The organism is Microbacterium gorillae, assembly GCF_000826185.2.
Lineage (GTDB): Bacteria > Actinomycetota > Actinomycetes > Actinomycetales > Microbacteriaceae > Microbacterium > Microbacterium gorillae.
Genome location: NZ_LN648875.1, coordinates 184,309 through 198,264, shown reverse-complemented (window position 1 = coordinate 198,264; position 13,956 = coordinate 184,309). Strand labels below are relative to the sequence as shown.

The window sequence follows — 13,956 nt, the reverse complement described above, 5'->3', positions numbered from 1 at the left end:
CCTGAACTCCCGAACGCCACCGGCTCCGCCCGGTGGCGTTCGTTTTTGCGGTCGCGGTAGCGTGGCGGAGTGACTCTCCTCCCCGTACCTCGTACCGCCGTCGTGATCGTCGCCGCGGGTTCCGGCACGCGTCTCGGCGCGGATCGTCCGAAGGCGTTCGTCGGTGTTGATGACGAGACGGTGCTCGCCCACGCGCTGCGGGGAGTGGTCGCGGTCGAAACGCCGATGCAGATCGTGATCGTCGCGCCGGCCGGGCTCGAGGGAGAGGCCCGCGCGGAGGCTGAGCGGACCGCGGGGGAGCGGATCGACCTCGTCTCGGTGGTCCTCGGGGGACCCACTCGCCAGGCTTCGGTGGCCGCGGGCCTCGCCGCCCTGTGGGCGGACATCGAGGTGGTGCTGGTTCACGACGCGGCACGAGCTCTGACGCCGCCGGACGTCTTCGATCGCGTGGTCGCCGCCGTGGATGAGACCGGGTGGGGGATCATCCCGGTGCTGCCCGTGGTCGACACTCTCAAGCGCGTTAACGGTGATCGGGTCGCGGCGGCGGTCGATCGCGCGGACCTGGTGGCGGCGCAGACACCACAGGGCTTCCGACGCGACGTGCTGGCCACCGCCTACGCCGCAGCGGACGCGGAGCACACCGATGACGCCGCCCTGCTGCAGGCGGCCGGACACCAGGTCGGGACCGTCGCCGGCTCCCCGCTGTCGTTCAAGATCACGACACCGGAGGACCTCGATCGCGCCCGCCGTGTGCTGGCCGATCGGGAGCCTGCGCCGATCGTTCCGTCACGACCGGCACTCATCCTGCCGCGCGTGGGAGTCGGCACCGATGTGCACGCCTTCACCGCCGCAGGGACGCTGTGGCTGGCCGGACTCGAGTGGCCCCGACAGTCCGCACTGGAGGGGCACTCGGACGGTGACGCCGTGGCTCATGCCATCGTGGACGCCCTGCTGTCGGCCGCCGGACTCGGCGACATCGGCACCCACTTCGGCACGTCCCGACCGGAGTTCGCCGGTGCGCACGGCTCCGCGTTCCTCGCCGAGACGCGGCGCCTGGTCGAGGAGGCAGGGTGGACGATCGGCAATGTGTCGGTGCAGGTGCAGGCTGCGCGACCGAAGTTCTCGCCGCGTCGGGCCGAGGCGGAGGCGGCGCTGTCGGCCGTGCTCGGTGCGCCGGTCAGCGTGTCGGCGACCACCACGGACGGCCTCGGCTTCGTGGGGGCGAGTGAGGGCGTGCAGGCGTTCGCCGTCGCGCTGCTCATTGCGGCGCGCTAGATCGCGCGCGTCATGAACACCGATTCCGGGTCCCGGACGTAAGCGCCGAACGGCGGGCACACCTCGAATCCCTCGGACGCGTACAGCGTTCGTGCGGGCCGGAACTCGGCGCCGGAACCGGTCTCCAGCCAGAGGGAGGAGAAGCCGCCCTGGCGTGCGACCGTGACGAGGTGCCGTAGCAGGAGGCGACCGAGGCCCGTCCCGCGGGCGCTTTCGACCGTGCGCATCGCCTTGATCTCGGCGCGGCCCGGCGCGATGCGCTGGAGCGCGGCCATGCCGCCCAGCACGTCGCGATCCCACGCCGTGTACAGCCGGACGGTCGGTGAGCGCAGGCCATCGACGTCCAGTGCGTGCACCGACTCCGCCGGACTCTGCGTCCGCATCGCGGTCAGGTGTTCCGCGACCAGCGCACGCGTCGGGGCACCGCTGAGGTCATCGAGACGGATATGCCACATGACCAGATGGTGCCAGACCGATGTTTCCGGGGGATGTCCGGGCCCGGGCCGCTCCGGCGCCGTCCAGGTGCGGGCCGGTAAGCTTGTGCGGTGACGACCCGGCTCTACGACACCCGCACCCAGACGCTGCGTGATTTCGTTCCTCTCGATCAGGCGAACGTGACCATGTACGTCTGCGGACCGACGGTGCAATCCGGACCTCACATCGGACACGTTCGCGCGGCGCTGAGCTTCGACCTGCTCCGCCGCTGGCTGGAGTACCGGTACGGGCGGGTGACCTTCGTGCGCAACGTCACCGATATCGATGACAAGGTGCTCGCCAACGCGACCGCCCGCGAGCCGTGGTGGGCGCTCGCATACCGCATGGAGCAGGAGTTCACGGCCGCATATGCCGCGGTCGGCATCGAGCCCCCGACCTACGAACCGCGCGCCACGGCGTCCATCCCGCAGATGCAGGAGCTGATCCAGCGCCTGATCGATGCCGGACACGCATACGCCGCGGCCGGTGATGTCTACTTCGACGTGCGCTCGTGGCCCTCGTACGGCGAGCTGACGAACCAGTCCGTGGACGCCATGGAGGACGCGACGGACGCGGACCCGCGAGGCAAGCGGGACCCGCACGATTTCGCACTCTGGAAGGGCCTCAAGGACGGCGAGCCGGAGTCGGCGACGTGGGAATCGCCCTGGGGTGCCGGACGACCCGGATGGCACATCGAGTGCTCGGCCATGTCCCGCCGCTACCTCGGTCCGGAGTTCGACATTCACGGCGGCGGGCTGGACCTCCGCTTCCCGCATCACGAGAACGAACTGGCGCAGTCCACGGCGGCCGGCGACGCGTTCGCGCAGTACTGGGTGCACAACGGCCTGGTCACTGTCGGCGGGCAGAAGATGTCCAAATCACTCGGGAACTTCACCCTGGCCGAGGACGTGCTCGCCGAACGTGACCCGATGGTGGTCCGCTATGCGCTCGCGGCCGCCCACTACCGCTCGACGCTGGATCTCACCGACTCCTCTTACGACGAGGCGGAGGCGGCGCTGGGACGGATCACCGGATTCTGGACGCGTGCGCAGCGACTGCGCTCGTCCACGCCGCCGTTCAACCTGATCGAGGACCTGCCGGCGGCGTTCGTCGCGGCGATGGACGACGACCTCGGTGTCCCGCAGGCATTGGCGGTCGTGCACGAGGCGGTTCGGGCGGGGAACACCGCGCTGGATGCGCAGGATGCGCACGCCGCCCTCGCGGCTGCGGACCAGGTGTACTTCATGATGCAGGTGCTCGGGTTCCCCCTGGACGCGTCGGCCACCGGATCCGGGACCGACACCGCACTGGCGTCCCTCATGGACGCGATGATCTCGCAGCGCGCGCAGGCGCGCGCTGACAAGGACTGGGGTGCGGCAGACCGCATCCGCGACGCACTGGCCGCCGCCGGCATCACGCTGGCGGACACGGCCGACGGAACACACTGGAGCATCGAACAATGACCAAGCCTGGGCGCCCCGGCGCACGCAAGTCGAACAAGAAGGGTGCCCTGAAGGGCACCGGTGGCCTGGGGCGGAAGTCCCTCGAGGGTCGCGGGCCCACCCCGAAGGCCGAGGACCGCGCCTGGCACCCGGCCGGCAAGCGGAAGGCGGCGGCGGAGCGCTACGCCGCCGCCGGTGGGAAGGGCAAGCCGGGCGGCTCGTCCGGTTCGAACCCGAACCGCGCGCCGCGGGCGAAGTCCAGCGACGACACCGAGACCGTCACCGGACGCAACTCGGTCCTGGAGGCGCTGAAGACCAAGATCCCGGCGACGGCGTTCTACATCGCGCAGCGCATCGAGATGGATGACCGCGTCAAGGAGATGCTCGTCATCGCCCGCAACCGTGACATCCCCGTGCTGGAGGTCACGCGCCAGGAGCTCGACCGCATGGCCGGCTTCGACGGTGTGCACCAGGGCGTCGCGATCAAGGTTCCCCCGTACCAGTACGAGCACCCCCAGGACCTGCTGGAGAAGGTGTTCGACAAGGGACAGATGCCGCTGTTCGTGGCGCTGGACGGGATCACGGACCCGCGCAACCTCGGGGCGATCATCCGCTCCACCGCGGCGTTCGGCGGTCACGGTGTGATCCTTCCGCAGCGCCGCTCGGCCTCCGTGAACTCCGCCGCGTGGAAGACCTCGGCCGGGGCCGCCGCGCGCATCCCGGTGGCGATCGCGCCGAACCTCACCTCCACGCTGAAGGAGTTCAAGAAGCAGGGCGTGTTCGTCCTCGGACTCGACGGTGGCGGTGACGTGCAGCTGCCGGACCTCGAGCTGGCCGACCGCCCCGTCGTGATCGTCGTCGGTTCCGAGGGCAAGGGTCTGTCCCGCCTCGTCACCGAGACATGCGATCAGATCGTCTCGATCCCGATCTCGGCCGCGACCGAGTCCCTGAACGCCGGCATCGCCACGTCCGTCGCGCTGTACCAGGTGTCCACCACCCGGGCGCAGGCGAAGTAAGCCGTACGACGAAGCCCTCACACCCCGGACAGGGGAGTGAGGGCTTCGTCATGCGGTCTACTCCTTGACGGCACCCGCGGTCAGACCCTCGACGATCCACTTCGACGCGAGGGCGAACAGCACCATCGTCGGAATCACCGCGAGGACAGCCGCGGCCGACATCGGACCCCAGTCGATGTTGAAGGTCGACACGAAACCGTTCAGCGCCGCCGGCACGGTCTCCTTCTCGGTCGAATTGATCAGGATCACCGACAGGAACAGCTCGTTCCAGCAGTTCACGAAGTTGAAGATGAACGCGGCGATGATGCCGGGCTTCATCACCGGGACGAGAACGCGGAACAGCGCACCGAACCGCGAGCAGCCGTCGACCATCGCGGCCTCTTCCAGGGCGTCCGGGATGTTCTCGAAGAACCCGCGCAGCATGATCGTCGAGAACGGGATGCAGACGGCGATGTACACCAGGATCAGGCCGAACCGATTGTTGACGAACCCGAGGTCCGCCATCATCGAGTACAGCGGTCCCAGCGCGATGAACGACGGGATCATCTGCGTCACCAGGAACGCGATCATGATCGCGCCCTTGCTGCGGAACTGGAACCGGGCCAGCACGTAGGCGCTCAGCATGGCGATGAGGGTCGCGACCGCCGCCGCGACCAGGGCCACCATGGCGGAGTTCTCGAGGAACACCCCGAACCCGCCGTTGCGGAGCAGGCTCGAGTAGTTCTCCAGCGTGAACTCGCTCGGCCAGTACTCCAGCGGGAAGCGGCTGATCGAGCCGGGCACCTTCAGCGAGGTGACCACGATCCAGTACAGCGGGAACAGCGTGATCAGCAGCCAGACGGTGAGCCCGATCACGCGGATGGCGCCGCTCACGGTGACACGCGGCTGCGCGACCGGGCGTCGCGTGTCGCCGGCGGTGAGAGTCTGTGTCGCGGTGCTCATTTCTTGTTCACCCGTCCCATCGCCATCAGGTAGAACGCGCAGAACACGAGCAGGAACGCCATCACCAGCAGGCCGATGGCACTGGAGATCCCATAGTCACCGAGCTGCGTGTGCTTGATCATCCACGTCGTGATGATGTCGGTCTTGTTCGCCGGTCCACCGCCGGTCATGCCGTAGATGAGGTCCGGGAAGTTGAAGATCCAGATCACCCGCAGCAGCACCGTCAGGAAAAGGGTCGTGGCGATGTACGGGATGATGATCGAGAACAGCTGACGCGTCTTACCGGCGCCGTCCAGGCTCGCCGCCTCCAACAAGTCATCCGGTACCGACTGCAGGGCGGCGAGGATCATGATCGCGAAGAACGTCACGCCGTACCAGACGTTCGCGATGATCACGGCGGTCATCGCGAGCTTCGGATCCGCCAGCCAGGGCACAGGTGTGCTGATCAGCCCGATCTTCATCAGCATGTCGTTCACGACGCCGAATTCGGCGTTGAACATCCAACGGAACAGCAGACCGATGAGGAAGCCGGACACCGCCCACGGGTAGAACACCAGCGCCTGGTAGACGCCGCGGAACCGGAACTTCTTGCGCAGCCAGAGCGCCAGCGCGAAGCCGATGACGAACTGCGGCACGATCGAGCCCACGATCCACACCACCGTGTTCCACGCCACCGTGGGGAAAGCCGGGTCCTGGAAGACCGTGACGAAGTTCGCGAACCCCACCCACGGGGTGGAGGTGAGGTCCCACACGTTCCAGTTGTGGAACGCCATCCGGGCGCCCTGGAGCATCGGCCAGTAGGTGAACCAGCCGACGAAGATCAGCGCCGGCAGCAGGAACAGGAAGATCGACAGGGCGGTCTTCATTCCGAAGACGCGCCGACGCGGGGCCCCGCGCGGGGCGATGCTGCCGGAATCGACAGATCGCCCCGCGCGTGACGCTGAGGTCATCGTGGCCATGTCAGCCCGCGAGCTTGTCGGTCCAGTAGGTGTCCCAGGACGTGAGCAGCTCATCCTGCGTCATGTCGCCGAGGAGGACCTGCTGGACCTCCTTGTCGGCCTTCTGGCCCCACTCGGTCCACCAGCTCACGCCGCGCGGCTGCACGACCGGGATGTAGGTGGCGGGGTCCTGGGTCATCGTGACGTACGCCGCCCACGGCCCTTCCTTGTAGAACGAGTCGTCTGCGGCCGAGGCGATGATCGGCACGAGGCTGTTGCCCTTGGCGAAGTCGACGGCGGCCTTGCCCGAGGTGAGGTACTCCACGAGCTTGACGGCCGCCTCCTTGTGCTTGCTCGATTCGGCCACACCCCAGCCGGCCGTCGCCAGCGGCTGCGTGGCCTTGCCCGACGCGCCGACCACGAGCGGTGCGGTGCCCCACTGGTCAGCCTTCAGCGTCGTGGACGCCTCGACGGTGGCGATGACCTCGGGGTCCTGCAGCAGGAAGGCGGTGGAACCGTTGGTGAAGCCCTCCACCATCTCGGGGTAGCCCCACGAGACGGCCGACGGCGGAGAGGCCTGCGTGAACAGCTTGAAGTAGGTCTCCAGGGCCGTCTTGGCTTCCGGCGCCGAGAAGATCGTCTTGCCGCTGGTCAGGAGGTAGGCGTTCTTCGTGTCGATGTCGTCGGCGACGTACGAGGAGATCGCCTGGACGGCGTTTCCGTAGCCGTTGGCGCCGCCGCGGAACGCGTACCCGTACTGGTTCTTGGACGGGTCCTGGATCGCGGTGGCCTGCTTGAGGAGGTCATCGTAGCTGTGCGGCGCCTCTGCGAAGCCGGCCGCTTTGACGAGGTCGGTGCGGTAGAACAGCGTCAGCCCGTAGAAGCCGTAGGGGATGTAGTAGGTCTTGCCATCAGCCTGGGCGACCGCTTTGGCGTTCTCGGTCATGGCATCCCACCCGTCCCAGCCCTTGAGGTCGGCGGTCATGTCGTAGATCCACTTGTTGTTCGTGAACGGACCGACGGTGAGGTCGCGCACTTCGAGCACGTCGATCCCGGTGCCGGCCTGGAGCATCTGCTGGATCTTCTGATCCGCCTGATCGGTGGGCGGTGAGACGAGCTTGACCGTGATGTCCGGGTTGGCCTTCTCGAAGGTGTCGAGCAGACCCTGGATGATCTCGGTACGAGCGGGGTTGGTCAGGCTCTCAACCATCTGAATGGTGACCTTTCCGGACGCGTCTCCGCCGTCACCGGCGGAGCAGCCGGCGAGAGCGAGCGTCGTCGCGACGCCGACGGCGGCCGTGGTCAGGATGCGATTGCGCTTCATGTGCTGTGGTGCCTTTCTGTGGGTGCTGGGCGGATCACGCAGCGCCGATGCGGCGCGATTCCGCTTTGCGGAGGATGGAGGGGACGCACTTGTCGACGAACGCCTGGAAGTCGTCCGTCGTGGTGTACAGGTGCACGGAGAGTCGGAAGTAGCCGATGCCGCGGAAACTCGTGAAGGCGGTCTCCACTCCGAGTTCGTCGTACATCTGCATGCGCAGGTCGTCGGCGTCCTCGCGGTGGAGGCCGAGGCCGTCGGGCAGGCGCACCAGGCGCATGGAGGGCACCGGTGCGGCGACATCAGCCACCGCCTCACCCGACACCATCGAGGCCATCGCGTCGCCGATCAGGCGGGCGCCGGCGTCGGCGAGTTCGGCCATCGTCTGGCGGGTGCGCACCCAGCCGTACTCGCGCTCGATCGCCTCGACGGCGAGCGGCGAGGCGAGATAACTGGTCGCGTCCATCGTCCCCTGGGAGTCGAAGCGTCCGGGGTACGGCTCATTCGCGCCCCAGGAATCGATGAGCGGCCACAGCTCGTCACGATCGGCTGCCCGGGTGACCAGGAGCGCGGACCCGCGGGGTGCGCCGGGCCACTTGTGCAGATTGCCGAACCACCAATCACCGCCGCCGACGGCGACGGCGTCCGCGACGAGGCCCGGCGCGTGGGCGCCGTCAACGAGCACCCGCACGCCGCGCGTGTGGGCGAGGTCGGTGATCTCGCGGGTCGGGAAGGTGCGCGCGGTGGGGGAAGTGATCTGGTCCACCACGATGAGCCGGGTGTGCGGTGTGATCGCGGTGCGGAAGAGTTCGAGGATCTCCGGATCGGTGGCGGCGAGGGGGATCTCCAGCGTCCGCAGCCGGGCGCCGAAGCGCGCGGCGAGTCGGCGGGCCCCCATCGTGATCGCGCCGTATCCGTGGTCGGTCACGAGGATCTCGTCGCCGGCCTCCAAGCGGAGACTGTTGAAGACCACCGTCGCGGCTGCCGATGCGTTGGGCACGAATACGGTGTCATCGGCGGTGGCGCCGACGAACCCGGCGATCGCGCCGCGCGCTTCGCGCACGCGCTCGGCGACCCGCGGATACCACCCCACCGGGTTCCGGTCGGATTCGCGGCGGAGGGCGTCCTGGTACTCCCCGACCTCGGTCAGCACCGCGCCGAATGAGCCGTGGTTGAGGTGGACCACAGCCGGGTCGAGCGGCCACGCGTCGCGTGCGGCGACGCCGGAGGCGAACCGCACGGGCTGGGGAAGGGGGAACACGTTCGACATCGAACTCCGTTAAAGTGATCAGACGAATTGGGGCCACATTGCCGACCTTGGTGCTAAACCATAGCGAATACCCCGCGACTTGTCAGACGAATTTCGGAAGTCGTGCGGAACCGTGACAATGGAGCGTCCGAACCGGAGGTGGGCATGAGCGCAGTGGACACCGCATTCCACGGATTGCGAGCCCTGATCGCCGACGGAACGCTGAGCGCGGGGGATCGGCTGCCGAGCGAAAGCGAACTCTGCGACCGGTTCGGTGTCTCCCGCAGCTCGCTGCGCGAAGCGATCCGAACGCTGGCCGCACTCGGCGTCGTCGAGACCCGCCACGGGTCCGGAACCTACGTCAGCTCCCTGCTGGCGTCCGATCTGCTCGGGTCTCTCTCGCTCACGGTCGGGCTGCTTCCGCTGGAGTCCGTGCTGGAGCTGTACGAACTGCGCCGCGTCCTGGAATCGCACGCGGCCGGGCTGGCGGCGGCTCGACGCGACGAGGAGACCGTGGCCGAGCTCTCGGCGCTGCTGGACGAACTCGAGCGCACGCACGATGACGACGAGCAGTCGCGCCTGGATCACCTGTTCCACATGCGCATCGTCGAACTGTCCGGAAACCCCGCCCTGAGCACGCTGACCGGCGTCCTGCGCACCCGGTCGATGGCGTACCGCATCTTCACCACGGCGGACGCTCGGGAGATCAAGCGCCGATCCGACGCCGGACACCGGGCCATCCTCACCGCGATCGCGAACCGCGATCCGGTGGCGGCCACGAGCGCCGCCGCCGAGCACGTGCAGCAGACCGAAGTCTGGCTCCGCAAGCACCGCCCGGCGGCCCGGTCCACGATCTCCGACACCGCCGGCTGAGCCCGCCCGCCCGCGGAAGCCGCGGGACCGTTGCGTCGGGGGCCCCGTGAGCGAAGAATCTTCGCAGAGCTGTCGTATCCGGCCGTCGCCGTTCGTGGCATGAGTGAGGCGGTCGCCGTGACCGCCCGGGCTGAGAAACGGAGACGACGTGGCCGAGTATGTGATCGCGTTCAACGACGAGTGGGTGCCTGCGCACACACCCGAGCAGCTGGAGGAGAAGGGACGCGCCGGCCGCGCGGTGATCGCGGAGATGGCTGCGGCCGGCGTCTTCGTCTTCACCAACGGCGGCCTGGACGCGGACACCGCCGTGTGCAGCGTCACCGCTCGTGACGGCGAACCGGTCTTCACCGACGGTCCCTACGCGGACACGAAGGAGCACCTCGGCGGCTTCTGCGTCATTGATGTCGCCGACGACGATGCCGCGCGCATGTGGGCGGGGCGGTTGGCGGTCGCACTCGAGTGGCCGCAGGAGGTTCACCGGTTCCCGTTCCCTCCGGAACAGCCCGACGAGCAGAAGGGAAACGACTGACATGACCCGCTACATGCTCTCGGTCTTCGGACCGCGGGAGCGCGATGTGACGAACGGCTACGGGTCAGTGGAGGACTTCCGCCAGTCCTTCGCCGACACCGGCGAGTTCAACGCGAAGCTGGAACGCGAGGGGAAGTTCGTCTTCGCGGACGGCCTCGCCGAAGCCGGCACCGCGACCACCGTTGACGGCCAGGGCGATGCTCCGGTCATCACCGATGGGCCGTACCTGGAGGCCAAGGAGTACCTCGGCGGCTTCTGGGTGATCGATGCCATCGACCTCGATGAGGCCCTGGCGCTGGCCGCAGAGGGATCCAAGGCGTGCCGCGGCGTCGTCGAGGTGCGTCCCTTCCAGACCGAGGCGGACCTTCGGAGCCTCCTGGAGCCGTGACGGCGATCGCCGCGTCTCTCACGCGGGCTCACCAGGAGGAGTGGGCCCGCGTGGTCGCGGGCCTCGCCCGGCGCTTCGGCGATCTGGACATCGCCGAGGACGCCGCCGCGGAGGCGTTCGAAATGGCGGTGCGGCGGTGGCCGACCGACGGCGTGCCGCCGAACCCGGGGGGCTGGTTGGCGACGACGGCCCGTCGGAAGGCTCTTGATCGTCTGCGCCGCGAGTCGCACCGCGGGGCGAAGGAGGGTGCCGCCGACATGCTCAGCGACGACGAACCGGCCGAAACGGTCGGTGCGGTCGAGGACGATCGCCTGCGGCTGGTGTTCATCTGCTGCCACCCGGCGTTGGCCATGCCGGCCCGCGTGGCGCTGACGCTGCGCATGCTCGGCGGGCTCACGGTCGCCGAGATCGCCCGTGCCTTCCTGGTTCCGGAGGCGACGATGGCGCAGCGGATCACCCGGGCGAAGGCCAAGATCCGCGCCGCGAACATCGCGTATCGTGTGCCGTCCGCCGACGACGTTCGCGCCCGCGTCGCCGGCGTCCTCACGGTCCTGTTCCTGATCTTCAACGAGGGCTACCTCTCCGGTGGCACCGACGATCCGCTCCGGCCGGCGCTGACCGGCGAAGCGATCCGGCTCGGGCGAGTGCTGCATGCGCTGCTTCCGGACGACGGTGAAGTCACGGGTCTGCTCGCCCTGATGATCCTCACTGAGGCGCGCCGCGGTGCTCGACTCAGCCGATCCGGCGAACTGGTGACCCTCACGGAGCAGGATCGCGGAGCATGGGATCGTGCCTTGGTCGGAGAGGGGCACGCGCTCGTGCGCGAGTGCCTGGTCGCGGTGGCGGCGGGCGGGCCCGCGCCGGGGCGCTACCAGCTGCTCGCCGCGATGGGGGCGGTCCACACCGCGGCGCCCACGGCGGGCGACACGGACTGGGCTCAGATCCTGGCGCTGTACGACCGCCTGGTGGTCGTGGACCCGTCGCCGATCGTCCGACTGAACCGGGCGGTGGCGGTCGCTGAACTCGACGGCGCGCAACCGGCGCTCGCCGAGCTGGACCGCCTGAACGCGGACCTGGCGGACTACCACGCGTTCCATGCCGCGCGGGCGGATCTGCTGCGTCGACTGGGCCGGAGCGCGGACGCGCGGGCGGCGTACGAACGGGCCCTGCACCTGACCGAGAACACCGCCGAGCGGGCCCATCTTCGCCGGCGTCGCGATCAGCTGGGGTGAGTCGACGAAGGATGCCGGTCCGGGAATGCGAGCGGGGCGCGGGCGTTACGTTCGGGGAACGAGGAAAGGACTCCCATGTCGCGCATTGCCGTCATCGGCGGAACCGGCTACGCCGGCCGCAACATCGTCTCCGAGGCGAAGGAGCGCGGTCACGCCGTCGTCTCCGTCTCTCGAAGCGAGCCCGAGCAGCCGCAGGAGGGGGTGACGTACCGCACCGGAACCCTGCTCGACGTCCCGGCTCTCGTCGAGACGATCGGGGACGCCGACGTCGTGATCTTCGCCACCTCGCCGCGCGGCGAGATGGCCGGCCGCACTCGTCCGGCGATCGCGGAGACCATCGCGGCTCTGCCGGCCGGCGTCCGCGTGGGTGTCATCGGTGGCGCCGGCGGCTCGCTCGTCGCGCCCGGCGGGCCGCGCGTCATCGACGGGGAGTTCCCGGCCGAGTTCGCGGACGAGGCCCGCGAGATGGCGGCCGTGCTCGAGGACCTGCAGGCCGCCGGTCCCGGGCACGACTGGTTCCTGATCCACCCCGCCGGTGGATTCGGACCGTGGAACGACCACGAGCGCCGTGGCACCTACCGCGACGGTGGCGACGTGATCGTCACCGACGCGGACGGCGAGAGCAACATCGGTGGGGCGGACTTCGGTATCGCCGTGCTCGACGAGATCGAGACGCCGAAGCACGTCGGCGAGCGCTTCACCGTCGGCTACTGACCGCACCACGAACGCCCCGGATCGCTCCGGGGCGTTCGTCGTTCACGCTCGGACCGGCGGACCGACGTAGCGCGAGGAGGGGCGGATGATCCGCCGCCTGCTCGATCACGCGGGCACTCCAACCGGCCGCGGCCGAATACACCGCAGCGCCGCTACGGCTGCGGCCGCAGGGTCGGTACGTCGAGCCCTGACCCGGGCTCAGACGAGGTCGCGCCAGTCGCGGCCGTCGTCCTCATCGTCGGAGGGGGAGAGCAGCGGCAGCGACGTCGTCTCCGTCGGCGGGCCCATGATCGTCGCCTCGTCCCGGCGGTGGCGCAGCACATCGTGGACGTAGCTGGAGAGCACCTCCGCGAGCGGGACCGAACGTCCGCGTTCCTGGGACATGTACCAGCGGTGCTCGAGCACCTGGTGGAACACTTCGGCCGGTTCGAGTTTGGCGCGAAGGTCGTAGGGGATGGACTTCACCACCGGCTCGAAGACGCGGGTCAACCACTCGTGCGCGGCCATCTCCTCGTCGCTGCCCAGCCGACTGATCCGCGCACGGTACTGGTCCAGATCGTTCAGCAGGCGTCGCGCCTGGTTCTCCTCGACGTCGAGGCCGGTCAGGCGCAGCAGGCGTCGCTGGTGGTGTCCGGCGTCGACCACCTTGGGCTGGATGAGCACCGTGGTGCCGTCCGCGGTGGTGCGGATGGACATCTCATCGATATCGAAACCGAGATCGTTCAGCTTCTGAACCCGTTCCGTGATGCGCCAGGACTCGTCGGCGGCGAACGACTCCTGCGACGTCAGTGCCGTCCACAACGAGCGGTACGAGGCCACCAGGCGGTCAGCGATCTCGATGGCGTCGACCCCGCGCTCGAGCCGCCCGCCCGCGGCGAGGTCCATGATCTCGCCGGCGATGTTGGTTCGGGCGACGTCCAGGTCGTGCGAGCGCTGACCGGGGGTCAGGCCGTTCTCGTGCAGTTCACCGGTCTCGGCGTCCACGAGGTAGGCCGCGAAGGCTCCGGCGTCGCGTCGGAAGAGGGTATTGGACAGGGACACGTCGCCCCAGAAGAAGCCCACGTTGTGCAGGCGCACGAGCAGGACGGCCAGCGCGTCGACGAGTCGGTCGGCGGTGTCCGGACGCAGCACCTGCGTGAACAGCGCGCGGTAGGGCATCGAGAAGCGCAGGTGCGCGGTGACCAGGGCCGCGGGGAGGGGGAGTCCGGCGTCGTCGGTCCGCCCGGCGATGACGGCCACGCGCTCGACGCACGGCACATCCAGGCGGTGCAGGTTGCCGAGCATCTCGTACTCGCGGCGGGCCATCGCCTCCGTGGTCTCCTTGACGGCGACGACGCGCCCGGACAGCGAAGCGAAGCGCACGAGGTGGCGGGAGAGGCCTTTCGGGAGCGAGACGATCGCGCGCGAGGGCCATTGCGCCAGGGGGAGTGACCACGGCAGCTGCAGCAGCCCCGGATCGATCGCGCTGGCGGTGATGCTCAACGCCTCAGTCATGCTGGCCTCCCGGCTGGGGAAAAGGATGATGCGGCGTGGGGACGAGTCCCACACGCCGCATCATCGCGGATC

The 13,956-nt window shown here is 68.9% G+C and carries 14 protein-coding genes; 8 read left to right on the top strand and 6 right to left on the bottom strand.

The genetic code is table 11. The features are described 5' to 3' along the window. Nucleotides 1-69 precede the first annotated feature (69 nt). Nucleotides 70-1,275, top strand: a complete 1,206-nt coding sequence (gene ispD, locus BN1193_RS10440; RefSeq protein ID WP_040166230.1) for a 2-C-methyl-D-erythritol 4-phosphate cytidylyltransferase — start codon at nucleotides 70-72, stop codon at nucleotides 1,273-1,275. Here ispD and BN1193_RS10435 read toward each other — a convergent pair. Then, entirely contained in the window at nucleotides 1,272-1,730 is a 459-nt protein-coding gene (locus tag BN1193_RS10435) for a GNAT family N-acetyltransferase (protein WP_040166228.1), read from the bottom strand. The two genes, ispD and BN1193_RS10435, sit on opposite strands and share 4 nt — an antisense overlap. Nucleotides 1,731-1,820: 90 nt before the next feature. On the opposite strand from BN1193_RS10435, the gene cysS reads away from it, so the two are divergent. Together cysS and rlmB are read left to right on the top strand one after the other, a co-directional pair. After that, nucleotides 1,821-3,212, top strand: a complete 1,392-nt coding sequence (gene cysS / locus BN1193_RS10430; RefSeq protein ID WP_040166226.1) for a cysteine--tRNA ligase — start codon at nucleotides 1,821-1,823, stop codon at nucleotides 3,210-3,212. Beyond that, on the top strand, nucleotides 3,209-4,207 hold the full coding sequence (gene rlmB, locus BN1193_RS10425; RefSeq protein WP_040166223.1) for a 23S rRNA (guanosine(2251)-2'-O)-methyltransferase RlmB: 999 nt from the start codon (nucleotides 3,209-3,211) through the stop codon (nucleotides 4,205-4,207). The genes cysS and rlmB overlap by 4 nt, the downstream gene beginning before the upstream one ends. A gap of 57 nt (nucleotides 4,208-4,264) precedes the next feature. On the opposite strand, the gene BN1193_RS10420 is transcribed toward rlmB, so the two are convergent. The 4 genes from BN1193_RS10420 to BN1193_RS10405 form a co-directional block, all read right to left on the bottom strand. Then, nucleotides 4,265-5,149: a carbohydrate ABC transporter permease gene (locus BN1193_RS10420; RefSeq protein ID WP_094770435.1), complete on the bottom strand. Its 885-nt coding sequence runs from the start codon at nucleotides 5,147-5,149 to the stop codon at nucleotides 4,265-4,267. After that, nucleotides 5,146-6,015 carry a carbohydrate ABC transporter permease gene (locus BN1193_RS10415; protein ID WP_230206484.1) on the bottom strand — a complete coding sequence of 290 codons (870 nt, stop codon included), beginning with the start codon at nucleotides 6,013-6,015 and terminating at the stop codon, nucleotides 5,146-5,148. Before BN1193_RS10415 ends, BN1193_RS10420 begins: the two co-directional genes overlap by 4 nt. A gap of 94 nt (nucleotides 6,016-6,109) precedes the next feature. Continuing rightward, complete coding sequence (locus BN1193_RS10410) at nucleotides 6,110-7,411, bottom strand: ABC transporter substrate-binding protein (protein ID WP_040166221.1); 1,302 nt, start codon at nucleotides 7,409-7,411, stop codon at nucleotides 6,110-6,112. Nucleotides 7,412-7,445: 34 nt separating this feature from the next. Beyond that, nucleotides 7,446-8,675 (bottom strand): aminotransferase class V-fold PLP-dependent enzyme, encoded by a 1,230-nt coding sequence (locus tag BN1193_RS10405; RefSeq protein ID WP_040166219.1) that lies wholly within the window; start codon nucleotides 8,673-8,675, stop codon nucleotides 7,446-7,448. Nucleotides 8,676-8,819: 144 nt separating this feature from the next. On the opposite strand from BN1193_RS10405, the gene BN1193_RS10400 reads away from it, so the two are divergent. From BN1193_RS10400 to BN1193_RS10380, 5 genes are all read left to right on the top strand, one after another. Then, the gene (locus BN1193_RS10400; protein ID WP_040166217.1) at nucleotides 8,820-9,527 is read left to right on the top strand and encodes a FadR/GntR family transcriptional regulator; all 708 of its coding nucleotides are present in this window, start codon (nucleotides 8,820-8,822) and stop codon (nucleotides 9,525-9,527) included. Nucleotides 9,528-9,675: 148 nt separating this feature from the next. Further along, nucleotides 9,676-10,056, top strand: coding sequence for a YciI family protein (locus tag BN1193_RS10395; RefSeq protein ID WP_040166214.1), 381 nt, complete (start codon nucleotides 9,676-9,678; stop codon nucleotides 10,054-10,056). Nucleotide 10,057: 1 nt separating this feature from the next. Next, on the top strand, nucleotides 10,058-10,444 hold the full coding sequence (locus BN1193_RS10390; RefSeq protein WP_040166212.1) for a YciI family protein: 387 nt from the start codon (nucleotides 10,058-10,060) through the stop codon (nucleotides 10,442-10,444). After that, nucleotides 10,441-11,676: an RNA polymerase sigma factor gene (locus BN1193_RS10385; protein WP_040166210.1), complete on the top strand. Its 1,236-nt coding sequence runs from the start codon at nucleotides 10,441-10,443 to the stop codon at nucleotides 11,674-11,676. The genes BN1193_RS10390 and BN1193_RS10385 overlap by 4 nt, the downstream gene beginning before the upstream one ends. A gap of 75 nt (nucleotides 11,677-11,751) precedes the next feature. Then, nucleotides 11,752-12,390, top strand: coding sequence for an NAD(P)-dependent oxidoreductase (locus BN1193_RS10380; protein WP_040166208.1), 639 nt, complete (start codon nucleotides 11,752-11,754; stop codon nucleotides 12,388-12,390). A 198-nt stretch (nucleotides 12,391-12,588) separates the two neighbouring features. On the opposite strand, the gene BN1193_RS10375 is transcribed toward BN1193_RS10380, so the two are convergent. Further along, complete coding sequence (locus BN1193_RS10375) at nucleotides 12,589-13,884, bottom strand: DUF4032 domain-containing protein (protein WP_040166206.1); 1,296 nt, start codon at nucleotides 13,882-13,884, stop codon at nucleotides 12,589-12,591. Nucleotides 13,885-13,956 lie beyond the last annotated feature (72 nt).